The sequence below is a fragment of the Kiritimatiellales bacterium genome, assembly GCA_041656295.1.
In the GTDB taxonomy this organism is placed as follows: domain Bacteria; phylum Verrucomicrobiota; class Kiritimatiellia; order Kiritimatiellales; family Tichowtungiaceae; genus Tichowtungia.
This window is the reverse complement of sequence record JBBADV010000019.1, coordinates 12,581-34,767: the sequence shown is the minus strand read 5'-3', so window position 1 is coordinate 34,767 and position 22,187 is coordinate 12,581. Positions and strand designations below refer to the sequence as shown.

General features: G+C 53.1%; 30 protein-coding genes. 2 read left to right on the top strand and 28 right to left on the bottom strand.

Annotation, left to right across the window (positions count from 1 at the left end; translation table 11 throughout):
* Window positions 1-3 precede the first annotated feature (3 nt).
* The 26 genes from WC959_10780 to WC959_10655 all read right to left on the bottom strand — a co-directional run bounded on the left by WC959_10780 (window position 4) and on the right by WC959_10655 (window position 20,855).
* Window positions 4-570, bottom strand: a complete 567-nt coding sequence (locus WC959_10780; GenBank protein MFA5689613.1) for a hypothetical protein — start codon at window positions 568-570, stop codon at window positions 4-6.
* Window positions 570-3,854 (bottom strand): hypothetical protein, encoded by a 3,285-nt coding sequence (locus WC959_10775; GenBank protein MFA5689612.1) that lies wholly within the window; start codon window positions 3,852-3,854, stop codon window positions 570-572. Before WC959_10775 ends, WC959_10780 begins: the two co-directional genes overlap by 1 nt.
* Window positions 3,854-4,486: a hypothetical protein gene (locus WC959_10770; GenBank protein ID MFA5689611.1), complete on the bottom strand. Its 633-nt coding sequence runs from the start codon at window positions 4,484-4,486 to the stop codon at window positions 3,854-3,856. Before WC959_10770 ends, WC959_10775 begins: the two co-directional genes overlap by 1 nt.
* A gap of 70 nt (window positions 4,487-4,556) precedes the next feature.
* Window positions 4,557-4,982: a hypothetical protein gene (locus WC959_10765; protein ID MFA5689610.1), complete on the bottom strand. Its 426-nt coding sequence runs from the start codon at window positions 4,980-4,982 to the stop codon at window positions 4,557-4,559.
* A 52-nt stretch (window positions 4,983-5,034) separates the two neighbouring features.
* The gene (locus tag WC959_10760) at window positions 5,035-6,039 is read right to left on the bottom strand and encodes a phage capsid protein (GenBank protein ID MFA5689609.1); all 1,005 of its coding nucleotides are present in this window, start codon (window positions 6,037-6,039) and stop codon (window positions 5,035-5,037) included.
* Between the two features lie 206 nt (window positions 6,040-6,245).
* Window positions 6,246-6,416 carry a hypothetical protein gene (locus WC959_10755; protein ID MFA5689608.1) on the bottom strand — a complete coding sequence of 57 codons (171 nt, stop codon included), beginning with the start codon at window positions 6,414-6,416 and terminating at the stop codon, window positions 6,246-6,248.
* A 73-nt stretch (window positions 6,417-6,489) separates the two neighbouring features.
* Window positions 6,490-7,494 carry a hypothetical protein gene (locus WC959_10750; protein ID MFA5689607.1) on the bottom strand — a complete coding sequence of 335 codons (1,005 nt, stop codon included), beginning with the start codon at window positions 7,492-7,494 and terminating at the stop codon, window positions 6,490-6,492.
* Window positions 7,494-7,724, bottom strand: coding sequence for a hypothetical protein (locus WC959_10745; GenBank protein ID MFA5689606.1), 231 nt, complete (start codon window positions 7,722-7,724; stop codon window positions 7,494-7,496). The genes WC959_10750 and WC959_10745 overlap by 1 nt, the downstream gene beginning before the upstream one ends.
* 35 nt (window positions 7,725-7,759) lie before the next feature.
* A complete protein-coding gene (locus tag WC959_10740) occupies window positions 7,760-9,451 on the bottom strand; it encodes a portal protein (protein MFA5689605.1) in 1,692 nt (563 codons plus the stop codon).
* 33 nt (window positions 9,452-9,484) lie between these two features.
* Window positions 9,485-9,670 carry a hypothetical protein gene (locus tag WC959_10735; protein MFA5689604.1) on the bottom strand — a complete coding sequence of 62 codons (186 nt, stop codon included), beginning with the start codon at window positions 9,668-9,670 and terminating at the stop codon, window positions 9,485-9,487.
* Window positions 9,671-9,774: 104 nt separating this feature from the next.
* Window positions 9,775-10,239, bottom strand: coding sequence for a hypothetical protein (locus tag WC959_10730; protein ID MFA5689603.1), 465 nt, complete (start codon window positions 10,237-10,239; stop codon window positions 9,775-9,777).
* A gap of 90 nt (window positions 10,240-10,329) precedes the next feature.
* Window positions 10,330-10,569, bottom strand: coding sequence for a hypothetical protein (locus WC959_10725; protein ID MFA5689602.1), 240 nt, complete (start codon window positions 10,567-10,569; stop codon window positions 10,330-10,332).
* A gap of 146 nt (window positions 10,570-10,715) precedes the next feature.
* Window positions 10,716-12,233, bottom strand: a complete 1,518-nt coding sequence (locus WC959_10720; protein MFA5689601.1) for a hypothetical protein — start codon at window positions 12,231-12,233, stop codon at window positions 10,716-10,718.
* Window positions 12,226-12,837, bottom strand: a complete 612-nt coding sequence (locus WC959_10715; protein MFA5689600.1) for a hypothetical protein — start codon at window positions 12,835-12,837, stop codon at window positions 12,226-12,228. Before WC959_10715 ends, WC959_10720 begins: the two co-directional genes overlap by 8 nt.
* Window positions 12,838-12,977: 140 nt before the next feature.
* Window positions 12,978-13,982: a DNA adenine methylase gene (locus WC959_10710; GenBank protein ID MFA5689599.1), complete on the bottom strand. Its 1,005-nt coding sequence runs from the start codon at window positions 13,980-13,982 to the stop codon at window positions 12,978-12,980.
* Window positions 13,983-14,007: 25 nt separating this feature from the next.
* The gene (locus WC959_10705; GenBank protein MFA5689598.1) at window positions 14,008-14,385 is read right to left on the bottom strand and encodes a hypothetical protein; all 378 of its coding nucleotides are present in this window, start codon (window positions 14,383-14,385) and stop codon (window positions 14,008-14,010) included.
* Between the two features lie 13 nt (window positions 14,386-14,398).
* Complete coding sequence (locus tag WC959_10700; GenBank protein ID MFA5689597.1) at window positions 14,399-15,601, bottom strand: hypothetical protein; 1,203 nt, start codon at window positions 15,599-15,601, stop codon at window positions 14,399-14,401.
* A 37-nt stretch (window positions 15,602-15,638) separates the two neighbouring features.
* Window positions 15,639-16,523 (bottom strand): phage Gp37/Gp68 family protein, encoded by an 885-nt coding sequence (locus tag WC959_10695; GenBank protein MFA5689596.1) that lies wholly within the window; start codon window positions 16,521-16,523, stop codon window positions 15,639-15,641.
* 131 nt (window positions 16,524-16,654) lie between these two features.
* Window positions 16,655-17,143, bottom strand: a complete 489-nt coding sequence (locus WC959_10690) for a YopX family protein (protein MFA5689595.1) — start codon at window positions 17,141-17,143, stop codon at window positions 16,655-16,657.
* Window positions 17,140-17,400 (bottom strand): hypothetical protein, encoded by a 261-nt coding sequence (locus WC959_10685; protein ID MFA5689594.1) that lies wholly within the window; start codon window positions 17,398-17,400, stop codon window positions 17,140-17,142. Before WC959_10685 ends, WC959_10690 begins: the two co-directional genes overlap by 4 nt.
* A 174-nt stretch (window positions 17,401-17,574) precedes the next feature.
* On the bottom strand, window positions 17,575-17,799 hold the full coding sequence (locus WC959_10680) for a hypothetical protein (protein ID MFA5689593.1): 225 nt from the start codon (window positions 17,797-17,799) through the stop codon (window positions 17,575-17,577).
* A 20-nt stretch (window positions 17,800-17,819) separates the two neighbouring features.
* On the bottom strand, window positions 17,820-18,278 hold the full coding sequence (locus tag WC959_10675) for a hypothetical protein (GenBank protein ID MFA5689592.1): 459 nt from the start codon (window positions 18,276-18,278) through the stop codon (window positions 17,820-17,822).
* 27 nt (window positions 18,279-18,305) lie between these two features.
* Window positions 18,306-19,007: an HD domain-containing protein gene (locus tag WC959_10670; protein MFA5689591.1), complete on the bottom strand. Its 702-nt coding sequence runs from the start codon at window positions 19,005-19,007 to the stop codon at window positions 18,306-18,308.
* Entirely contained in the window at window positions 19,004-19,900 is an 897-nt protein-coding gene (locus WC959_10665; protein ID MFA5689590.1) for a DNA cytosine methyltransferase, read from the bottom strand. The genes WC959_10670 and WC959_10665 overlap by 4 nt, the downstream gene beginning before the upstream one ends.
* Window positions 19,901-19,903: 3 nt before the next feature.
* Complete coding sequence (locus WC959_10660; protein ID MFA5689589.1) at window positions 19,904-20,569, bottom strand: hypothetical protein; 666 nt, start codon at window positions 20,567-20,569, stop codon at window positions 19,904-19,906.
* An 88-nt stretch (window positions 20,570-20,657) separates the two neighbouring features.
* Window positions 20,658-20,855 carry a helix-turn-helix domain-containing protein gene (locus WC959_10655; protein ID MFA5689588.1) on the bottom strand — a complete coding sequence of 66 codons (198 nt, stop codon included), beginning with the start codon at window positions 20,853-20,855 and terminating at the stop codon, window positions 20,658-20,660.
* A gap of 77 nt (window positions 20,856-20,932) precedes the next feature.
* Between WC959_10655 and WC959_10650 the strand changes: the two genes are divergently transcribed.
* Window positions 20,933-21,070 (top strand): hypothetical protein, encoded by a 138-nt coding sequence (locus WC959_10650; protein MFA5689587.1) that lies wholly within the window; start codon window positions 20,933-20,935, stop codon window positions 21,068-21,070.
* Here the strand turns inward: WC959_10650 and WC959_10645 are convergent, their stop codons facing one another.
* Entirely contained in the window at window positions 21,071-21,319 is a 249-nt protein-coding gene (locus tag WC959_10645; protein ID MFA5689586.1) for a hypothetical protein, read from the bottom strand.
* Between the two features lie 126 nt (window positions 21,320-21,445).
* Between WC959_10645 and WC959_10640 the strand changes: the two genes are divergently transcribed.
* Window positions 21,446-21,628 (top strand): hypothetical protein, encoded by a 183-nt coding sequence (locus WC959_10640; GenBank protein MFA5689585.1) that lies wholly within the window; start codon window positions 21,446-21,448, stop codon window positions 21,626-21,628.
* Here the strand turns inward: WC959_10640 and WC959_10635 are convergent, their stop codons facing one another.
* Window positions 21,629-21,829, bottom strand: a complete 201-nt coding sequence (locus WC959_10635; GenBank protein MFA5689584.1) for a hypothetical protein — start codon at window positions 21,827-21,829, stop codon at window positions 21,629-21,631.
* Window positions 21,830-22,187 lie beyond the last annotated feature (358 nt).

Below are 22,187 nucleotides of genomic sequence, written 5' to 3'. Positions count from 1 at the left end.
TCCTTATTTTTTGCCGAATAATCCGCTGAATAAACTGTTGTTCTGTTTTCCGCCGCCGGCGTCGGCCGCTTTTCTCGATTCCGCAATCTTTCCGGCCGCGCCCGCCGCCATCCCGAAAACATCCGCCGCGCCGTCCACCAGCGCCGCGCGCCCCTGCATCTTGTACGACTGCGCTTTGATGTTCGATTCCCACAGCCCGATCTTCCCCTGGCTTTCAAGCGAGCGCGCCCGGTTTTCACTCTCGCGGTTGCGGTTCAGCACGTTCAGCTCATCCGCCGCGCTCTGCGCCGCCAGCGCGTCCACCGCGCTCGTGCCGTCAATCAGAACGCCGGAGGCGGCATACATGTTTTCAATCGATGCCAGCCGGCGGCGGTTTTCTTTGCGCTCCTCTTTTTCCGCCGCATCCCGGTCAAGCCGCTCCTGCTGTGCTTCCTTCTGCGCCTGCTTCGCGTTATATTCGCCGATTTTCTTCTGCGCCGACGCCTGTGCTTTGGCGGCTTGCGACTGCATAATTGAGCCATAGGCGGTCATCGCCAGTGAAGCGATCGTTAAAAAAAGCATCGTAAACATCAGACGACCTCCGAATTTGTCCGCTCAAAATTCAGCACAAAAGCCGCCAGCTCCCAGTGGTGGTCTTCCGTCCCGTTGCGAAGAACCAGATCAAAATCCTCTGTACAGGAGGCTTCCAGTGCCGCGCGGGTACGGCTGCCGGTAATGGGCACCGGCCGCCATTCGTCTTCATCCATGCCGGAAATCCACACTTCAACTTTTTCTGTATCAATCGTAAACAGATCCATCGCCGCAGTTTTCCAAACACTTCCGCCGTTCAATCCCTCTTCGTCCTGTGTGAGGAACGTCGGCCGGATCTCCACGGCAATTTTGCTGTGCAGCGGCTGGGCGGTCGCGCTGAAAAAATAATCCCTGTGCAGCTGCGAATCTCCCTCCAGCCGGATTTCATAACAGCCGTTGCCGATATTTCTGCTGGACTGCAAAAGCCCCAGCACGCTGACGCCGTTTTTCTTCACAGAAATAATGGAACGGAGCGTCGCCGCCGCAAAACCGGAATAGGTGAACGTGTGCCGCGACCAGGCAATCACGTTGTTGGTAATGTCATAGACCAGCGAATAGAGTCCGCCGGCGGCATCAAGCACCCAGATCACCGGCCACGGAGTTGATGTAGTGCACATCATCACCGCCGGCGCGACCGGCAGATGGGGCGCCAGAATATCAACCTGTTTCGAATAAAGCCCGTCCTTTTCATACTCATACGCCATCGCCCAGATCGTTTTACGGTCATTCCCGAAAAAGAAAATCGTATCTTTATGAACCACCGGCTGGATGGCCGCGCTGCCGATCGCCGATATTTCTTCAATCTTTAAATTATCAAACGAATAGCCTTTCGCTGCATCGCGCGGTTTCACCGACCACTCGCCGGACAACGTGCCGAACACCATATAGCCGAGCGAACCCCCCCACTCCACCAGCTCCGCTTTATTGCCCGGAAAAGTAAAACTGAATGGCGATGTTGCCAGCTGGCCATAATCAAACCGTCTCCAGTCATTCGTCAGCGAACAGTACACATAACGCGGATTCCCCGGTATGCCGCCGATCACCAGACGTTCATCATGAATAAATCCGAACGATGGATACCCGCGCGCTCCTCCTGTAATGCCCAGCACAAACTCTGTTGTCGTTATGTTTTCGGTCATCGGAGTCTCCAGCATAACCGTCACTTGCATTGGAGAAATCACCTGATGAATTGTGCCGTATACGTAGCTGAGGCTTTCAACCGGCTCTAAAACATACCTGCAGCCGGTCGGGTTTTTATCCACTTGCACTTTTCCGGTTTCATACTCTCTCATCCAGACGCGCCAGATGCTTTTTACGGATGTCGCCGACCGGGTAATCGTACCGTTATAATTTCCATCCAGAGCATGAATTTTCCCGCGATCCGTCCATGTTTCCCCGTAATCTGTACTCTCCTGCAAAACAATTACACCCGCCCAGACACCCTCGCGGGTTGTCAGCGTAATATCGCCGGAACACGGAATTGCCGCGCTATATTCACTCTGTGCATCCGGTCCGGTAAATATTCCTTTCAGTGTCGGCGCCGGACGCAGCACACGAATTAACCGCCCTGTATCTGCCGCCGAAAACACACCGCTCGTTGTCTCTGCAATCACCGTTCCTGAGACCACCGGCGCACTCCGCCAATATGTATTTACGCCGGGAGATTCCGCCGGCAGCGCATTTGAATCTGTGGCATCCTGGATGTTCATGAAAATATCATCCGTGTGCCACGCCGACCGCCGCACCTTCGTTTGCGCATTATGCGCCGGCAGAGCCGGGGGCGCCGCGTTAATGTCCGGCTCCGGCCCATACCCGTTTGTATCAATCAGCTTAACTCCGTTAAAATGGCGCTCATGAAACGCGCCGGAGGCCCGGAACCGGTGCGACATCCGCGAATCAATATAAATTGCAGTCCCGTCTATTTTCAGAACGGTTTGCGTCCCGTCATACGGCGAACCAACCCCGCTGATCCAAACCGCATCACCCTCTTTAAACCCGTGCGATCCAACTGCGATTTTTAAATAATAATAGTGCCAAATGGATGAAGTGATGTTTTTTTGCTCTTTTCTCCAGAAGACACGCGAAAACCCCCCGATTTGTTTTATCACTTCACTTTGCCGGACAACCACATCACCGCGCTTATAATCCGGGCCGTCCTGACCGAAAATACGCGGGCGCAAGACAATGTTTACATGTCCGGCCTCCTGGGAGGATGCGACAGATACAACTTTAGTCACATTCCCGGACAAACCTGTTAAACTGTAGTTATTATTGTATGCAGAACTCAGCATCTCTTCGCTGTAACTCTGTATTTGCTCCCAGTCAGTATGGCTCTCCCAATAACCGCCTTCATCATCATCAAACCATTCTTCCTTCGTCTCTTCCTGATAGACCTCCGGAGTAACATCAAACGTCTGGATATTCTCCCGCTCTGCCGGGATTGTAATCCAGTCCGCCCCGGTATTTAATACGGTATGCTCTCCGCCCCAGTCGTGATCCCCGTTGGACATGCCGGAAATAACCACCTGATCGCCGCGCACGATATTATGAGCGCCAAGTGTAATTTTTAACTCAGTACCGTAAACCCGCGTTTCAATATAATTCAGATTCGGCGGCAGGTCGGCGCCCTCATCCAGATAGATTGGAGAAAACTCTCCCGTTGAGCTTTCCGGATCATATTTCGTCTTCGTCTGCTGTACATACTCCAGCCCGCCCGTCGCATACTCATAGGTTTCAATAATCGAGCGTCCCGCCGGCGGATCCTGCATCATCGGCCCGCCGATATACTGATGTTCAACAATGCGCCAATCCTCGTCTGCGTGCCGTTCAATGCGCATGGTCGGGTGGCGTTCATGAAACAGAAAAATCACATCACCGCTTTGAAAAAACCAGATCTCCCTCAGCTCTTCGGCTGAATAGCTGTGAACGCGTTCATCGCCGCTATCAAAAACAAAATCTGCCGGCAGCGCTGCCGGAGGAACAAACACATCGCCGATATTAAACACATACATCTTCCCCGCCGGAGTCAGCAAAATCCGGTAGGCAACCTCTGCACTGTACTCAAACGGGAACTCCCTCCCGGCAGGTTGATTATAAGAAAGCGGATCATATCCGCCCATCACCTGCCCGTTACGCATCAGCGCCGTTCCGTAGGGCGTCGGAATACAGTTTTGCAGCGAGATACAGCTCTTATTATACGGATCCAGCTCTGAACGGCGCCAAAGCTGTTCTCCAATCTCCCCGCCGTTAAAACTCCGGCGCACTGCCCGCAACTGCTGCCCCATTAGAATAACCCCCTTCCGGCGCGGTCATATCCATTGCCCGGTGTATGCTGCCGGCGTTCGCGCACCGTCCCGGCAGAGGCGCGGTGGCGCATCCGTTTGCGCACAATCTGCTCATAAATCTGAATCAGGCGGTCCACTAACGTCGCACTCTTATTGCGCGCCGGCGCCAGCAGTATCGCCACTGCGTGATAGACCGATTTCACCAGCCACGGCGTCCACTCTCCGGGATCATCGCTCTCGCGGATATAATTCAAAACAATCTCATCCCCGTCCGCATACACCATCCCGCCTTTTATGTAATAACGCAGCGCACAGCCGCCCCGGCCGGTGACCACCAGACCGTTCACATCCTTACAGGGGCGCACATAATCCGCCGGCAGTTTAAAACACGAAGAAAACGGATCACTGCCTGTCGGTGTATACTCTGCATCTTTCTGAATCACCGCGGCGGTTTTCAGTTCAGGCCACGAGAAATCCGCCTGCACTTCAAGAATACATTGATCAATCACCGCCTTTGCATTCACCGCCGCCGGGTCGGTTGTAGAATCAATATTACGAATCGGGCTTTCCCCGATCTGCGCCAGTGCCAGATTCACCAGCGCCGTTTTATCCTGCGGTTTCGTCAATGCCATAACCTCTCCTTAAAAATGCGGGGCGAGGGCACCACACCCCCGCCCCGCCGGGTTCGAGTCAGGACAGAGATCACTTGACTTCGAAAATAATACGGTAATAAACGTTTGTGCGGTTGGTCCCGCCGGCGCCCGTCAGCCGCAGCACATCACCGCGCTTTAACACGACTGATCCTGCCGAATTGACGTTCAGCGGATCGTTTAACACAATCGGAGCCTCAGCATTGCCCACCGTCGAAAATGTTCCAATCCGGTAAACCTTTCCGTAATCTACCGCATTGGTTGACACTGCAGGTATAAACGCCATGGTAACCGCATTCGTTGTCGTGCCGGTCAGCTCTGTATAGATCAGCTTTGGCACGGCCGTATCAGCAAACGTGTTTTCAATATTCACCACGTTGTTTGTATCCGGCATGGCTCCGCGGCTGATCAATGTCTGCGCTTGCGCACTGATGGCTGCAACCAGACCTGCTGTTATAATCATCATCATTTTTTTCATCTGCTTCTCCTGTTTAAAGAATCCGCCCCGCACTCAACGGGGCGGTTTAGTTTTAGTCCACGTCGCCAATCACTGCGCCCTGCACAACCTGCAGGTCGTCCGTGCGCACGCAATCTGCATACACATCCACCGTCGCAATGCTCTGGCCGTTCATGAAGAGGTTCGGGCCTTCCATCCCGGAATTGATGCCTTTCCACTCGTCCCACGTAACGCCGTTTTCCGTCCACGCGGCCACTGTGCCGAGTTCACCATCTTCAGGAGAAATCAATCCGAGTGCTCCCAGCGTTTCCGCGTCTTCAAAAATCGGATGAACAAGCGGAGTTAACCCGTAAACCGCCGGCAGTTCGCCGGTTGAAAAATAGCGTGCGCTGTCAACATAGTCCTTGTTGTTCAGCTTATCGCCGCTGTTATTCACCAACGCTTCCCACATCTCCGGCCCCATGCCGAAATAGATGCGCTGATTCCCGCAGTACGCTTTCGAAAAGCGTTTTTTCACCGCGCTGAACAGCTTTATATCTGCATTGGCATATCGGGTATCCGGCAGAACCTGACTCGCCGGGATCGTCACATTATGCAGTGTGCTGTTTAATGTGCTCTTGCGCTGAACTGCTGTACGCAGCAGTGCCAATATGATCATGGAATCAATTTTCAGCCAGAAACCTGCCATCAGCGTCTTCATCGTGCGACTGGTCGGATCCGACAGCTCCAGAAAATCTTTCGCTTCCGGATAGAACCAGTGCGCCACATCAATTTTATTCGGCTGTGCCGGTGTGCGGAGTTTCGTCACTCCATCATTCGGCGTAAAATTATGCAGAATAAAATTCTCTGCCGTCTGATCCATCTCCGCCAGGGCGTCATACGTCTGGCGGTTGGTCAAATCGCTGACCTTCCGTGTGCGGCCGGCTCTGTTTGCCGGAGCAATCGCATCCAGCCAGTCTGTTTCTCCGGTCGGATTGCCTTTAAACCCCACGGCTTCGCGCAGGTAACTTCTATCAGGTCCGCCAGCTAACTGCTGAACGGCTGCATTAAACTGTTGAACATAATGCGTAATATCCATTTCATCTCTCCAAGTTGATTTTCACTTTCAAAATTCACCCGCTTTCGCGGACCCATTTCGAACATTCTCCTTCAACCCGAAGGTGCTCTGGCGTTACGCGCTTATCCGGGCGGCTTGCCCGCCGGCAGTCAGGCCTTCTCCCTGAAAAAGAAACAGGGCGGAAGGTTCTCCCTCCGCCCTATATACGCATCCGGCTTTACGGAGCTTTAATTTTTATTCATTCGCGCCAGCCGCCGTACTAAAAACGGCGGAACCTTCGGCCCCGGCTTCTGTTCGCCGGACGTTTTTTTAGACGGAACATACGCCGTAACCGGCGCGTCTGCCGTCTCTGCCGTCTCTGTTTTTGTATTTTCTTTTGCGCTTACTTTTTTCGCCATATCCGCCTCCTGCTGTTTCTCTGTGCCTCTGTGCCTTTGCCCCTCTGTGCCTTCTCCCTCTCTTCCTTCTCCCCTACTTCCCTCCGCCCGGAATCTGCTTTCTCAACTCAAGAATATCCTGCATGATGTTAGCTTTATCGCCGACTCTCAGGCGCGGATTCGCATAAGCCGGATCAGCCATCAATGCACTCAGCCGTTCCTGCGCACTGCCGGCTCCGCCGCCGGCGGCCGGTAAACTCCCCTCGCCAATCGCCTCGGCGAGCTGATGAAACACATCAATCACACGGTAGTCATTCAGCAGTCCGCTGTTGTACAAAGACTCTTTTAATCCGAATTTCTCCATAGCCCGTCCAGCTAGACGGAAATTTGCATCTGCATCCGAACCCCAGCGTTTTACACCCCAGTCGCGCGCCTCTTTATACTGCTCATCCAGCATCGCCTGCAGCTTATCCATGGACAGCGCCGACTCTTCTTCAAACAACTGCATCGCCTTCGTCACCTGAGAATCAGAAAAACCCGCCTCATGCAGCTCTTTCATTCTGCCGTTGAAATGGTCCATATCCAGCCCGGCGTCAATCGCCTCCTGTGCCGGCTTATAACTGTATCCTTCCGGTGTTTCAGGGCGCCCCGCCAGCTTCGCAAGCTGACGACTAAACTCCGCTTTCTCTTCCTCTGTTGCACTTTCACCCGGCGGCTTTAATCCGCCACCTTCACTGAATTTTTTATTTAACTCGGCATAACTTTTCGCCAGTGCGGCCGGACTTTTAAACCGGTCGAATAAACCGGCATGCTCTGTCAGCTCGGGATCTTCCGCAACAATGCGCTCTGTGAGAGATTTCGATGCCGCCAGCCGGTTTTCATGCAACGCCGCAAACGCCGCGTCGCGGCTTTCAAAACTGCCCAGTGTTTCTTTCAACCCCTCGTCCGCAATCTCCGTCCCGTACCACGGTTCGCCTCCTCCGCCGCCATCCGCGCCGCCTTCAATATGCCGCACTGCACACAGCGCCATCGGCAGATACATCGAACATATTCCTGCCAGCCCCCAAAACCATGAACTATGAACTCCAAACCTCTTCATTATTCATCCTCCGTCGTTTTCCCATACACTAAATTCATTAAAAGCTGATGCTGTTCCTGCCGCCCGATCCAGCGTGCCGTATCCTCTGCGCCTTTGTCGGAAAACGGACTGCGCCCAAACCGCGCCTTCTTCGCCAGATACGCCGTCACCGTTTTAAAATTACGGTTGCCCGCCAGCCGCTTTGCTGCCGCTGCCGCCAGTTTTTTTTCTGTTCCCTGTCCTGCCGCCATAAAATCACCTTCCGCAAGTCCTCAATCGGCAATCGTCAATCGACAAAACCTGCCCCGCCGGCACTCTGCTCCATCGGACTGCCCGGCTCCGGTGCTTTCGCCATATCCATCGGCCGCACCATGCCCTTCATCATCTCCATCTGCTGCGCCTGCGCCTGCGCTGCCGCCATCTCTTCCAGCACTTTCTGCTCTTCGGTATCATCGTTAATCAGATCAGAATCCACATTTGTGTTTTCCGCCAGATGCCGCAGTGCCTTGCTGCGCGGGATCAGTGCCTCCAGTTGCGGATTCTGTTCATAGCTGGCGCCGACGGCCGCCGCATATTCAAGAAACGTTAACAGTGCAGTGTTTTGAAGCAGCTTGATTTTCTCGTCCAGCCGCATCGAAAACGCCACCTGATAGCGCAGCACCCCGCGCTCATCCAGCAGTCCGTCAGGAATCGGCGGCAGGGTGCGCGCCTCCTCCGGCAGTCCGCGGTCCCGCTCGATGATCAAATCGAACACCCGGATCACATACGGCTCAAAAAACTCTGCCCGCAACCGTGCCGATACCGGCATCAGCCCGGAAATCTGCTGCTCAATCAGATACATCGTCTGCGGATTCTGGTAGACTTTGTTCCGGTCAATAATCTCAATCAGATCCAGAAATGCCGCCGAGCGGATGCACTGCTTCAACTCCTCGTTCAAATCCTTCGCCGCCATCACATTCGGATTACCGCCAACCTCTTTAACCGCATCCGTATCATCAACCAGCGTCACACTGCCGGCGCGCCGGTCGAAGTTTTCAGCAGCATCCTCGTCATTCGTAACCAGCGGCGGCTTAATCGATGTTTCAATCGCATCAAAATAATCATACCGCGCACGCTGAATCGCCCGTGTGTCGTACATCGCCGCATGGACAATGCCGCGGCCGTGCGTTTCGTTGTGTGCCACATACATGCGCGGACACTGAAACGGAAACGTGCGGAACCCCTGCTCTTCAACAATCCGGTCTTTGTCGCTGTTCGCCTCAATCCAGATCGCTTCCCACTCCATGCCGCGCCAGCTTTTTAACTCGCGCTTACGCTGCTGCCGGCGCGCCACCCGATAATAAAACCAGTGTTTATTTCCTTCGGTATGGCCGTTTTCTGCATCCTTTTGAATGCGCTCAGATAAATTCTCTGCACCAAACTTTTCCACCGCCTGCTGCGCCGTGAAATCAATTTTACGGTAGAGCCCGTTTGGCATGCCGTCCGCGTCCACCGTCATCCAGATTCCTGCAAAAGGGGAATACGCCCGGTTGCGCAGCCGCCCGCTCAGCTCGTCGATTTCAACACTGTGAAACCCCTGTCCGCCCGCCGCATAGCCATAATACATTTCATGCGCCGTCAAAGGAAAATTCGATGCCCGGATCAGCTTCATAATCCGTTCGGAAACCTGTCCGTACCATTTGCTGTATGACGACTGATTGTTATTCTCTTCGTTCAAATCGCGCAGACTGAACAGGTCGGACATATCCCCGACCGTGTTGGAATACATAAACGCCACAAACCGGTCAATCGCGCGGCACATTTCGCTCGAAACCGGATTCGGCTTCTCAACTCCCTCGGCCTGATTCTGCCACAGTAAATCCTGTTCACGCGGCAAACCATACCGCGCACAATCCTCCAGCACACTGCCGCGCGTGGTATTTGCGGAAATCACCGCCTCCACCGAGCGGCGTACCTGCTGTGCGCGAGAAAGACTCATTTAAAACAGCTCCTTGAAAAAATCGGCAATGGCTTAATCTCCGACCAGCGTTTTTCTTAACCCGGCCGGAACCAGAAACGTTCCGGTACGCCCCTGCTGCTGAAGGATACGCCGGCGGGTCTCTTCCGCTGCGTTTCGCACGCTTTCATCTTCGGCCGTAACCGGCGCTGCAACCGGAGCTGCTTCCGGCACTTTTGGTGTTTTCGGTTTACTTCCCATATCTCAATCCATTTTCCAGGGTTACAAAAATCATTGACCGGCAACTCTTCTCCTGACTCCATCAATCTGCAATCGGCAATCGTCCAGCAACAATCTCTATTGCCCTATATACGCACCGCATACACTTTGCCGTCTTTTTCACCAAAAACAGTAAAACCGAAAATGGCTGAAAGCCGCCGGCTGGCACAGTCGTGTTCATTAAACACGGCAAAAAGAACACGGTAGTCATCGCCGTCCAGCACAGCATCAATAAACGCCCGTGCCGCCCGCATCATGGGCCGCCCGTGCCGCGAGGAAACCGCATAATGAATAAAGGCGCTTTTCGGGAAATAACAGTAATCCGTCAGCCAGAGTATTCCAATGCACTGCCCTTCCCACTCAAACACCATCGGCGAACACTCGCCGTTTAAAAACGCATCCACAAAAGACTCTTCATCACGCAGTGTTTCATCGACAAATCCAAATCCGTGTTCCGCCGCCAAAAACCTGAACAGCCCCCGCAGCTCCTCTTCCGTCGGCTCTGTGTGAACCAGCATTTCCAATTTCCGATTGTCGATTTCAGATTTCATAATTCCTCCGTGCCCATGTCCCTCTCTCCCTCTCTCCCTCTCTCCCTCTGTGCCTTTGTCCCTCTCTCCCTCTGTGCCTTTCTTCCTTCTCTAAAAATTCGGCAGTCCCTTCAACCGCTGCCGGTTTCTCTTCTGTTCATCCAGAATCTTTTTTTCATCCAGATAATCCCCCAGCGGAATCATCACCGGCTGGCCGCTCTCATCAAGCACACCAATCTGCGCGCCGCTGCCGAAATCAATTTCAGCCAGCCTGCCCGTCTCTTCATCCACTCGCGGACCGCGCCAGCGCCGGGGCATTTCCAATTTCCGATTGTCGATCTCCGATTTCATAATTCCTCCGTGCCCATGTCCCTCTCTCCCTCTCTCCCTCTGTGCCTTTCTCCCTCTGTCCCTCTGCTCCTTTGTGCCTCTGCTCCTTTGTGCCTCTGTGCCTTTGTGCCTTAGTGCCTTTCTTCCTCTGTGCCTTTGCGCCTTCTTCAAAAATTCGGCAGCCCTGTTTTCCTGCGCCGGAGACCGGCGCCGTACATCTTCCGGGCCAGCTTCTCTGCCGGGAAATCCGCCCGCAGCTCTTCATCCAGAATCCGCGCGATACAGTCCAGCATGTCGTCATGCACCGCCACGGGAAACGCGTCATACTCATCATCCAGATACTGCTGCACAAAATCCTGCATCACTCCGTCTTCGTCCATAAACGGCAGTTTCGGCGGATAGCGGAACCGCCCGGTTTCATGAACCGGAACCAGCTTGCGGATACGGTCATTCTTCGGCATCTGACCGCCCAGCGGGATAATTTTAAACCGGTAGTTTATCTGCTCCTGCACCTCTTCAATGTGCTGAATGTCGGCCTGCATACCGTACTTTTCATAGCCAACCGCCTTCGGTTTCCATTTGCGATGCAATTGAAACAACCGGCTGGTTCTCTCAGTCAAATTCATCCGAGCACGCACTCCGTCCAGCAGGTAATAATTATGGTCCGCTCCCAGCCCGACCGCCGACATCACTGTGTAATCGCTGTTTTTTTTCTTCTCGCCGGCCGGATCAACCAGCAGATAAATATTCAATGTGCGCGGATCGGGCATCGTCATATAACGCATAATCCATGCGCGTTTGAAACCCATCGCCGAATCCTCCACCGGATTTAAAAGCATCTGACATGAAAAGGTATAACTCCCCATATCGCGCCGCTTCTGCCCCAGCGATTCCTGCGAAATCAGCACCGGCCTGCCGCCCATCGTGCCGTCATCTGTCGCCGGATAAATGCGCGGAGTTGCCGAGCCGCGTTTCAGCATCACGCTGTACGTATCGTTGAAATGGTAGCGCGTTCCGGCATAGCGGATCTTTCCTCCGTCGCGCCCGAGATTCAGAGAAATCTCCCACGCCGTAGTGGTTTTTTTCATCTGCTCCGGCGTGGTCACGCTCTCCAGCGTCACAATGTCGTCATACAGCAGAATATCAAAATGCTTTGACGTCGGCTGACCGTCCACCAGTCCCCACGCTTCAATCGTCGCCTCTTTCGGATTCGCTCGGCGCTTCACCACAATCCCGCCGTCCTCGCTCCATTTGCGTGCCTCGCGGCGCGGCTCACGAAAAAGAACATCCGGGTACAAATCCTTCATGAACTCGTTGGTTTCAAACTCCGCCATGATCTGCCGGAGAAACGCTTTTGCAATCGGCCGCGTGTGCGAAAATAACCCGATCGTCACATCAGAATCTTCCACAATATCCTGAATCGACTTTGCAAACGTAATAATCGTGCTCTTGTAATGTTCTCGTGCCCAAAGGTCTAAATTAAAATCCGGTCTCTGCTCCACTTCCCGGCACCGGTCGAAAATCCATTCGCGATTTGCATCCTGCCGGTTGCAGATAACCGTCAGCATGAAAAATAAATCCTGCTTCCCAAGCTCAGCCATCATCCTGTTTTCACGCAGACGCAGCAGATCCGCATACAGCCGGTTGCACTCCGTACGGTTCATATCTGCTGTCAGATTATTCATCTGCTGCCTCCGCCAGTTTTGCTTTCAGCAGACGAATCCGGCCGCCGTAGGCTTCATCCTCTTCGTCATCATCATCCAGAGAATTCACACCCGCCGCCTGCGCAATCCGTTTAATCGCCGTGTCCAGACCGTCATTATCCGGCAGCGGACGGTTGCGAAACTTGATCATGTGCCATTTGATATTTGACACCACAAACTCAAAGCGCTCCAGCTCACCTGCGGTCAACTGCTCCAGCGGCATCTCCTGCACGGTTTTAATAATCTGCAAAAACTCATCCTCCTGCAGCGCTGCGCGCAAATCACACGCGAGTTTAAAATGCACCGCAAAATCCATCTTTTCCCCGGAACCCTCTGTAATCCCCTCCAGAATCCACTTCGCCACGGTTTGCCGGCACGGAAACGACCGATCTGCACACACGCCCGTCAGCGTGCCGCCCGCTGCCAACCCCGCCAGAATCTTCACGCCCGCTTCCTTCGTAAACTTCGTCGGCCGCCCGCGCCGCGCCGGTACAGACACACGCCGGCGCACAGTTTTTTTCACGGCACGTTGTGCCTTTGTGCCTGCTGCCTCCGTGCCTTTCTTAACTGCCTTTTTCTTCGCCATGTTTTGCGTTTTTTGCGCTCTTTCGCGGTTACAAATTCACTCCGCGTTATATTGCCGCGCGCGCGAACTCACACACGCCCGCGCGTACCGGTTAAATAATTCACCCCATATACGCACCGCGCCGGCGCAACTTCCGCAGATCAGAACGAAACAGAATCTTCATCGCCAAACGCCACCGGATCCCGAACCGCTGCGACTGCATCGCCAGCAGCACACCCCTTGCCGCCACCCGCCGCTGACCTTCTCTCCATGCCTTCCGCTTCCCGTTGTTCTTGCTCATAGCTCCTCCAGTTAAATTCCATCTGTTTAATCTGAGAAATACTCAGCCTCGACATCGCCGCCGGATTAATCCAAAGCCGTTCCGTCCGCTCACCGCCAACCGTCCATGCCAAACGATCAACACTCTCCCAGCCGAGTCCGTCATAAATGCAATCCGCGTATCCGCTCAAAACAACCATCGAACCCGACCGCTCCAGACATTCCATCAATACCGCATGCTCCTCATCACTCATCTCATGAGAATATTGCTGTAATCCTTTTTGCGAACGCGTTGAAAACGGATACGGCGGATCGCAATAAATCAGCGTGTCCTCAGAATCAAACTTCCGAATCAAATCCACCGCATCCATCTGCTCAATCACCGCATCACGCAATCGCTCCGTAACCGCTGGAATCAGATCCGCAACATCTTTGAACCCGGACGCCTGACTCGAACTCTTCACTATGTCATTCGCCTCATTCCGGAAACCGGTACCACGATGCGAAACACCGGAAGATGAATGACCCATAAACGAACGCACACACAGCCTGCGCGCCGCTTCCACCGGATCACATGACATCTGCCGCGCTTCAACAAACTCCTCCCGGCTGTACGGCGTCAACCGCAGCACCCGCATCAGCTCCGCTGCCAGCACCGGCGAACGCACCACCCTGAAAAAATTAACCACACTCGAATCAATATCGTTGTAAATCTCATTGTACGCCGGCGCCTTCTGCAACAGTACCGACGCCGCACCTCCGAACGGCTCCACATAACGCCGGTGTTCCGGAAAATAAGAAATTATCCACGAAGCAATCCGCCACTTCCCCCCGAAATAACGCAGTACCGGACGCTCTATTTTTTCCGCTGTTCTGTTTCGTGTCATTCGTGTGTTTCGTGGTTAAAAATCGTCACTCCCCGAACTCTGCCTGTCCGCCATAGCTTCCAGCACCGGCGGAAACACTGAACTCCGAACTCAGTCCAGCGCCGGCTTCGCGCCGCCGCCGCGCATCCTCTTTGCGCTGCCAGTCCATTCCGCAGCGCCGCACCATCAGCTGCAGAAACGCAAACGGATTCTTTCCGGGCTTCATCCGCTGCCAGTTGCGCGACAGTTTCACGTGGAACTGCCCGATCACATCATCCACCGCATACTGCCATCCGGCCGTTGAGCGCTGCGAATACCACAACCGCGCCACCTCTTCGGCCAGAACAGCAAACCGTTCCGTCATCGCGCCCTCCGCCAGACTCGCCTCAAGCTCCCGCCTTAATTCTTTTTTGCACACCGCCATCAGTAAAACCTCCTCAATACGGCGCCGCCTGCCGCGCTGGACAACCCATAGCCTCATTCATCTTCGCTGTCACAATCATCTCAGGCTTGCGCACACGGTCGTTCGAAACCCAATCCCCAAACACTTCCTCCACAATCCGCCGGAACTGAACCAGCGCCAGATCTGCATCGCCGAGATACTCGCTCAGCAATCTAATCCGCTTTCCAAAAATGCCCGCCGTCTTTTTGCGGTTCGGTGGATTCAGAACGTGGCACGCCATCGACACCAAATCCGGCGCCGTTGCAGGAGCTGAAAAAATATCTGCCCGAAAGCGCTCAACCTCGGATCCTGAAGGAACATACCGGCAGTCCCGATCAGCTCCGCCTGCGGCGCGCTCCGCCCCCCTCCTCACCGAATCGGAACCTGACGGACGGCGAAGCTGTCCGCCAGGGGATTCGTCATATTCACAGACGCGCGCTTGCGCGCGTTCATGATCATGAGATGCGTAAGCATCTCTTTTATGATTATAATTCTTATGATTGTGACATGTCACACTCGCAGAGTGTGATATGTCACCCTCACCTTCACGCGCGTAAGCGCCATCACAATCACAGGGGGCGGAGCGCGCCGCAGGCGCGCAAACATTGGCTTCCGTGAGAATAATGGATACCAGCAAGCCGCCATCCTTCGGCTTGATTTCCCCCGTGCCGGACAGCTCCTTTAAAATACCCTCCGCCGACTTTTCGCCGACTTTCGCCGCACCTTTGACGCGATAAAGCAAATCATCAACTTCCAGCACTTTGCCGTTCTCTTTATATAAGGAAAGGCGGGCAGCATTCGTCCACCGGTTCAATCGGCTCACCTGCTGCCGGGCTGCGCCGGACGTAGGACTCTTTGTCTGTTCCTCACCCCAGCCCGCTAATTTCACCACACCGGCCTTTGAAACAAAAACCAGCTTCAACTTAATCAACGAATCAAAAACAGTTTTCGCACGCGGCGCTTTCAAACCCGGCGTTTGCTGCACCAGCCACGCCTCAACCTCCGATTGCTTCATCGGCTTGCCCATCACCGACAGCCGGCCATCACACAAATCAAACTGCTGCCGGCTGGATCCAGCCAGCACATGCAACTTTAAAACCGCCGCCGACTCCTCCGACGGTAAGCCGGCAATCAGCGGCATCAACCGCTGATGATTAAACTGACTGTAGTAATGCCCGCGAAACCGTCCCTTGCTCACATCGCCCCCTTATATATAAGGAAAGAGAAATCCATCTTCATGCCTGTCCGTGTTTCCTAAAATCTGCAATAACCTCCGGCCACTCCTTGATTAAAAGATCATCGGGGATAGCTTCGCGGTCGGCTTTGTTTACCCCGCTCATCTGTTTCATGAAGAACGGAACATTCGCCGCTTTGCACTGGTCTCTTAAACTGCGCGCCCAGTCCGGATTCATTGGGCGCGCTCCGGAACCTGATTCGCCACCGCATATTACCCAGTCGACGCCGCTTCCATCCTGAAATAAAGCAACTCGATTTAAATTAATTTCCCCCAGCATCGGCTCACAGCTAACAAATCGCCGCGCCGCCGGTGTCTCCATTAGAAGAGGAATTCGAGCGTCTGCCATTTCTTGATTCTCCGCCGTTACTCCAAGCCAGACGTTTTTGAGCGGGATTTCTGGGCGACGCCGAGGGGATGAAATTTCACCATTGCCTGTCAAACGATCCATACGGAATCCGACTCCTAGGCTGATCGCCTTATCAATATGGTTGAAATATGCCTGCATTTTCTCTGCCCTTTTTGTCAGCAGAATAAACAGATGTTGCGGACATAGCGCCGCTACTGCGAAAACCATGTCTATCCAATGAATCAATATTCGCTCATGAAACGGGTCGGTCATGCTCATGAAAAACGCACGCGGCTTCTTCATTGAAAGCGGCTTTTTAAGCGTGGATTCAACCAGCCTTGTTTTACCGTTCCATTTATCAGTAAGCGGATCGACAACCTGCTCGTAATTTCCGTTAAACATCATCGCGAGCCGGAACGCCATCTTTTCGGCGTAGCAGTTTTGGCATCCTGCTGAAATCTTACTGCACCCGATTATCGGGTTCCATGTTTGAGGCACATAGCCGGGCACGTTCAACCAGTCAATTTTGTGTTTCATCTTCGCGCTCCTTGCGTTCTTTGCGGTTAAATCTTTTTAAAGCTGATCACAAACACCCATCTGACTCAAAAACCACTGTTTCCCTGAGTCGCAAGCGGCATTGCTTTCAAGCCACTCTATGGTTAACTCTTTCATTCCTTTTCCTCCAAAAGATTGACGCCGTCGTGAGTGTTACCGGTTATTTTCCAGTCACCTTCGGTCAAAAAAGCTGACCGAGATTCATTAAGCCCTATCTTGATTAGAAAAGCGGAATACTCGCCATCCCACCGAATAACTCCGCCATATTTTCGATCTGTATGAATTGAAATGTAATCGTTCTCGTAAATCTCAACGCCGTCTTTGTCCTTCAGTCCAGTAAACTGCCCTACGGTTTCAGGAATGACCTCAACGGGAGCTGCATCAATTTTTGCAATTTCTTCGGCAGCTTTCAGTATATCGTTACGATCAATAAACAGCTTGTCTTTGCATCCCTTAACAGCGGCATGAAGTTTTTCTGCGTACTTTTTTGCATTGTTTTCTACTAAAATACAAAAATCGTTTTCACCGACCTGCCACAGATCGCCAAAAACCCACTCGCCGTTATCTACTCGTTTCCCTCTGAATTTTATTTTTCTGTTCATGATACCCTCCAGACTCCCCAGCACTTTTTCTGTGCCAGTCTCACCACCAAAAAGCGTTTGTCTTTTACCGATCTCGCAACCGAATGAAGCCGGTCTCTTGTAATGTGCTCTTCGTCTATCTCAATGTGCTGTCCTTTATTCAGCGAACCCAATGCCGTGAGGATTTTCTCCCGATACTGTTTATATTTGTTGTCTCGCCGGAGCGGAAACTCCTTGTCCGGCGGTGCGCTGATGCGTTTAATGATTCTGATTTTCATATGTATTCCTGCCTTTAAAAACATCTACGTCAATCTGCGGTGCATCATTTTCAAAACCTTTGTTCATATTCATCTTTTCGTGTGTTTTGTGTTTTTCGTGGTTAAAAATTCATCGCGCTTTTTTTTGCATTCCGCCGGCGCCGGCAAACAAATCCACCATTTTAAAAACCCTCTTCATTTCACCGCCCGGCCCGCCATGATCTCATTCCCCCGCCGTTGATCCTCTTCCGGCATCCCGCGCGGCCAATACCCGTACTTCTCCCAAAACCAGAAATCAAAATCACACGGACGCACCACATCACTAAAATCCGGCTCACTCCACTGCCGGCGTTGCGGCACAGAAACCTCCACGCGCTGCTCGCCGTCCCAGACACTTGCCCGGCCCGTCTTCGTCGCCATTCTGTACTGTCCCCCCTTCATCAGCCGGCCGCGCCCCTTCCGTTCTCCAGCCACTCAAAAAATACGTTCGCGCTTTTCAGAATCTCTCCGTCCGCCGGAACCTCTCCCCCGCACATCGCTGCGCGCCCGCGCGCCAGCTCCACCGCCAGATTCAATGCCCGCTGCCGGTTCGTCTCCCCCGTGCCTCTGTATCCCTGCGCCTTTGTTCCTCCCCGCCTCTCCCCCTCAACCAGATACTCAAACGGAGCCGTTTCACCCTGTTTTTTTGCATCCAGCAAAACCGGCTTTTCAGGCTTCGTTTTTCCAATCAGCTCCGCCGTCTTGCGGTCAAACGTTTTTACAGTCCGCACTGCCTCTTTACCGGTACTGTCCACATCCACCACGCAATCAAAAATCCACAGCTCCCACCTCTTCCCGTTCTTTTCACCGGATTTCGGTTCGTGTTTTTTCTCCACCCTCTTAATCATCAGCTTGCACATAACTCTGTCCTTTCCTGTTATTCGTGGTTAATTTTTCTCAGGAACCATTTCTTGAAATGCCGCCAACTCATCGGCGAAATACATCAGCTTAACCGCTGGATGGTGGAACCACGCATTTGCCATACCGCCGTCGCGTAATGAATATTCCCCGCGACGCTCATCAAATTCATTCAGGCCGTAAACGCCCATGTGATAGAGAATCATCTTCTCTTCGAGATCAGTTAGTTCGATGAACCTTTTAACGCGCTCGATCGATAACCGCGCATGCCCCTTTGGATGATTCTTATTACATTTATAAGGAGCATCAGAACCGGCATCCGCCGGAAGATAAAACCCGACCTTGCAAACATCGTGCAACAATGCGGCGATCACTACCGATTCACGCGGAACATCGATTTTAAAATCAAAAATAAATTTCGCCAGCAAATCGAAAACATTTAAACTATGCTGCGCCAGCCCGCCCTCAACCGCTCCATGAAACTTCGACGAAGCCGGCGCCGTAAAAAATCCCGTACCGCACAGCCAATCAATTAAATCCTGAGTTCCTGCGCGCTGGGTCGTTTCCAGCATCGTCATAATTTCAATCTGATTATCGTTCTTATCTTTATCTTCGAAGTGGTCGCTTTCGCCGCATGCCCGGCACGCCACGTCGTCCAGCGTTCTAGTGTGTCCGATGATCTCCCGCTCGTAGCCGGAAACTCCGGCAGGGTATGCTCCGCACTTGCTCATTTTAATAACTCCCATGCTGTTGCGGCCACGATTGGAACTTGTCCATTTCCAATGGTTTCAATTCTGTCCACCCGATAGGCCACATCATTAGCCACTCTGGGAAAGTCGGGTTCAGCGTTCCACCATTCCCAGCCGTCATAGATTTCTTCTCGCGTTCCGTCAGAACGCCCGACGCAACCAGCCGCTGCATCTGCTGAAAGTTTCCGGTGCCGCCGCACATTCCTTTGGTTCGCGGTGTCGGCCACGTCCGCGCATAAACTTGACGCGGAAGCTGGTCTACTTTTGAACGACCGTCTTTGCGAACGCGTTTCATTCCGGGTGTGTCTTTCCAGTCTCTTGCGTTCGGCGTCACCCAGCGCTGCGCTGATCCATATTCTTTTTCTACGATGGGGCGCTCCAAAGTCGTCAGCTCCCAATACTCCCCATCGACAGTCATACCCCATTTTGCAAAGGTCACTGATGACAACGGCAAGACCTCTGGAAACAAGCATCGGTGAGTTTTCCAGCTCCGCATACGCCGGTCGTACCTCATCAATGATTCGCCGTGCTTCACCCCACAGCCCGCTTCTTTCGCCAGAAATGCCAGCGCCTTTACCCGCTGCCGAAATGTCCTGACACGGGAATCCCGCCGTAATTGAAAGCCCGTTTCTGATTGTTCGCAGGTAGTCGAAAAACTCTGCACACTCGGCGTTGTCGCTGCGGAATGTCCTGATGTCGTCCCAGATTGGAAACTCCGGCAGGAGTCCGTCTTTTTGCCGAGCCAGAAGAACTCGCCGCTGATATTCCTCGATTTCACAAGCTCCGATGCAAGTACGACCGAGAAGCATTCCCGCAAGGATTCCTCCGCCCCCTCCTGCAAATAGTGCCAGCTCATAAAGAATATCACCCTTCATGATTTAAAAGCCCCCGACGGGAAGATTCCGCGCACCTCGCGCAGAACCGATAATTAAATAAAAAGAACCAGTAGATTCGTTTTTGTTTGTTTGTTCTTCCCGCGGGGAAATAGTCCGGCGTTCTTGCGCCACGGTGCCGGAACCGTTCTCAGGTACATTCTGGAGAATGTCTGCGCTGTTTTGCTGGATTTGCGCGCCACGGCTCCAGCGCCGTGTAACGGTAACGCCTTCGCGTTCCGCGCTGTTTCCCGATGCCCTACTGTCCGATGAGGAACGTAAAAAAAGTCCCGCATTTTCGCGCCACGGCGCGGGAACCGTGTGGAAAACACTCCGAAGAGTGCTGGCGCGTTGGTGTGGTAATTTCGCAGGAGCGTGAAAATCATGCCCCAGTGCCTTCTGCCTTTGTGCCTTTGTGCCTTCTCCCAGTCCCTCTGTGCCTTTCATTCCAAATTCCGCCGCCGCTAAAATCGCCCCCCAGAAAGCCAGCCCGAAAATCAGGCACTGCAAAAACTCCCGCGCCGGCTTCCCGGTCATCAGAGCAATCAATCTTTTCCGCCGCGCCTCACGCGCCTCACGCGCCCGCACAATCTCACCGGCGCGCGGATTCAAAATCGCCGTCCTCAAATCCAGCGTCGTCACACGTTTTCGGATAAATATTTCTTTCTTCATTTTCCTGTTATTCGTGTTAATTCGTGGTTGAAAACTATTCCCCGGTGCCTGCTGCCTCTGTGCCTCTGTGCCTCTGTGCCTTTCTTCATCACGCCACCTGCCCCTTCTCCAGATACCGGTCCAGCTCAATTTTCGAAAAACGGAACGGATGCTTAAATCCCTGCTGCCGGCGAATCAGCCCCCGGCTCAAAAGCCGGCGGAGCGAATCTTCACTGATCCCCAAATACACCGCCGCCACATCCGTCGGCATAATGCGCGGGAACGTTGCTGTTTTTTTAGTGCTCATTTCATTTCCTCGTCTTTAAAAACTTGACCGAAAAATTAATAACCCGTATCCCGTCAACAGAAAGGAGGTGGACACACATGGCAAAGCACGAATACACCTCGAAAAAAGTCGCGAGTAAGGCGGCGAAAGTTCTGAGCAGCAAATCATCAACAAAAACAATGAAGAGCATTTCCGGCTCAGCACTGACACAGGCTCGCGATAAAAAGAAAAAATAGTCACAACACGCGCCTCCCGGTAACACACCCTTTCGGAATACAAAGACGACTCATAATCTGTCCCCCGGAAACTGACTGCGTCAGCGTTATATGGGAGGCCGTCTCTTCCACCACAAACCCCACCGACACCACCTCAACCGGCGCAATCGGCTCAAGCTCAGCCCGATCCTCCCAGACCGACCGCACTCCGAACGAATCCACCCACACCACCTCAACCAGCTTCATCTTCCGTTGTCCCGTCTGTTTCATAATTCGCATTCGCACCCGCCTATTGAAAATTGACTATTGAACATTGAGAATTGAGCCTCCCCGCTCCCGCCTGCTAGAATCGGATTCGCAACAACCACAACCCCAACAGACAGGAGGAGGAGAAAAATGAATAAAGAAATACGCATCTTCGGCGCACAGCTTGGCAACGCCGCCGCCGCAATTGAAACAATGCCGGAAAATCCAACCATCGAAGAACTCACGAAGACACTCAAAGCCGTTGCTCCGGCTCTTCGCGATGCTCTTGCAATGGCAAATTGTCTTGAAAATATTCAACGACGCCTCAACTGATTAAATTTCCGCTTCGTCTTCCCCGCCCAGCGCCCTGCAAAGATTAGGAACCGCCCTGAGTAAACAGGACGCGGAACAAATATCTTTTGCCGTATCACACTCAACGGCAGCGCAATCAACAATCACCTGTAGCGCCGGCGTCGCGCCATAGACATATCTCTGTCCGCATACATCACATATCATCACACGCTCACTGCTCATATTTTCGTCCTTTCCTGTAGTTGTGCTGGCGTTTAAGGTGTCCCACTTAACGCCTGCTGCCTCTGTGCCTTTGTCCCTTCTTTAAAATCGGCAACACTCATTACCAGCCGCTCCAAACTCATCTCCCGCAATTCTGTGTTTGAAAAATTATCGTGAATTTTAAAATGACATCCCGGACACACAGAAATTTTCCGGCCTCTGGGTCTTTTTTGTTTCGATCCAATAAGCCGCGGATGCACATGGTGCTTTTCGATCAGTCCGGTACTGCCGCAAATCCTGCACATTCCGGTTTTCGGATTTTCAACGTTTAAATGCGTCTTTTCCCGGAACCCGCGCATCTTCCTCATCTCTCCGTCCT

Coding starts and splice junctions, on each gene's coding strand:
- WC959_10780 (MFA5689613.1), bottom strand. CDS start 570: ATGTTTACGATGCTTTTTTTAACGATCGCTTCACTGGCGATGACCGCC.
- WC959_10735 (MFA5689604.1), bottom strand. CDS start 9,670: ATGGGAAGTAAACCGAAAACACCAAAAGTGCCGGAAGCAGCTCCGGTT.
- WC959_10670 (MFA5689591.1), bottom strand. CDS start 19,007: ATGAGCAAGTGCGGAGCATACCCTGCCGGAGTTTCCGGCTACGAGCGG.
- WC959_10775 (MFA5689612.1), bottom strand. CDS start 3,854: ATGGGGCAGCAGTTGCGGGCAGTGCGCCGGAGTTTTAACGGCGGGGAG.
- WC959_10760 (MFA5689609.1), bottom strand. CDS start 6,039: ATGGATATTACGCATTATGTTCAACAGTTTAATGCAGCCGTTCAGCAG.
- WC959_10655 (MFA5689588.1), bottom strand. CDS start 20,855: ATGAGCACTAAAAAAACAGCAACGTTCCCGCGCATTATGCCGACGGAT.
- WC959_10730 (MFA5689603.1), bottom strand. CDS start 10,239: ATGAAATCTGAAATCGACAATCGGAAATTGGAAATGCTGGTTCACACA.
- WC959_10650 (MFA5689587.1), top strand. CDS start 20,933: ATGGCAAAGCACGAATACACCTCGAAAAAAGTCGCGAGTAAGGCGGCG.
- WC959_10720 (MFA5689601.1), bottom strand. CDS start 12,233: ATGAATAATCTGACAGCAGATATGAACCGTACGGAGTGCAACCGGCTG.
- WC959_10635 (MFA5689584.1), bottom strand. CDS start 21,829: ATGAGCAGTGAGCGTGTGATGATATGTGATGTATGCGGACAGAGATAT.
- WC959_10715 (MFA5689600.1), bottom strand. CDS start 12,837: ATGGCGAAGAAAAAGGCAGTTAAGAAAGGCACGGAGGCAGCAGGCACA.
- WC959_10755 (MFA5689608.1), bottom strand. CDS start 6,416: ATGGCGAAAAAAGTAAGCGCAAAAGAAAATACAAAAACAGAGACGGCA.
- WC959_10770 (MFA5689611.1), bottom strand. CDS start 4,486: ATGGCATTGACGAAACCGCAGGATAAAACGGCGCTGGTGAATCTGGCA.
- WC959_10680 (MFA5689593.1), bottom strand. CDS start 17,799: ATGGCGACGAAGACGGGCCGGGCAAGTGTCTGGGACGGCGAGCAGCGC.
- WC959_10665 (MFA5689590.1), bottom strand. CDS start 19,900: ATGAAGGGTGATATTCTTTATGAGCTGGCACTATTTGCAGGAGGGGGC.
- WC959_10690 (MFA5689595.1), bottom strand. CDS start 17,143: ATGAACAGAAAAATAAAATTCAGAGGGAAACGAGTAGATAACGGCGAG.
- WC959_10750 (MFA5689607.1), bottom strand. CDS start 7,494: ATGAAGAGGTTTGGAGTTCATAGTTCATGGTTTTGGGGGCTGGCAGGA.
- WC959_10710 (MFA5689599.1), bottom strand. CDS start 13,982: ATGACACGAAACAGAACAGCGGAAAAAATAGAGCGTCCGGTACTGCGT.
- WC959_10725 (MFA5689602.1), bottom strand. CDS start 10,569: ATGAAATCGGAGATCGACAATCGGAAATTGGAAATGCCCCGGCGCTGG.
- WC959_10645 (MFA5689586.1), bottom strand. CDS start 21,319: ATGAAACAGACGGGACAACGGAAGATGAAGCTGGTTGAGGTGGTGTGG.
- WC959_10640 (MFA5689585.1), top strand. CDS start 21,446: ATGAATAAAGAAATACGCATCTTCGGCGCACAGCTTGGCAACGCCGCC.
- WC959_10675 (MFA5689592.1), bottom strand. CDS start 18,278: ATGTGCAAGCTGATGATTAAGAGGGTGGAGAAAAAACACGAACCGAAA.
- WC959_10740 (MFA5689605.1), bottom strand. CDS start 9,451: ATGAGTCTTTCTCGCGCACAGCAGGTACGCCGCTCGGTGGAGGCGGTG.
- WC959_10765 (MFA5689610.1), bottom strand. CDS start 4,982: ATGAAAAAAATGATGATGATTATAACAGCAGGTCTGGTTGCAGCCATC.
- WC959_10695 (MFA5689596.1), bottom strand. CDS start 16,523: ATGAAACACAAAATTGACTGGTTGAACGTGCCCGGCTATGTGCCTCAA.
- WC959_10685 (MFA5689594.1), bottom strand. CDS start 17,400: ATGAAAATCAGAATCATTAAACGCATCAGCGCACCGCCGGACAAGGAG.
- WC959_10705 (MFA5689598.1), bottom strand. CDS start 14,385: ATGGCGGTGTGCAAAAAAGAATTAAGGCGGGAGCTTGAGGCGAGTCTG.
- WC959_10660 (MFA5689589.1), bottom strand. CDS start 20,569: ATGAAGAAAGAAATATTTATCCGAAAACGTGTGACGACGCTGGATTTG.
- WC959_10745 (MFA5689606.1), bottom strand. CDS start 7,724: ATGGCGGCAGGACAGGGAACAGAAAAAAAACTGGCGGCAGCGGCAGCA.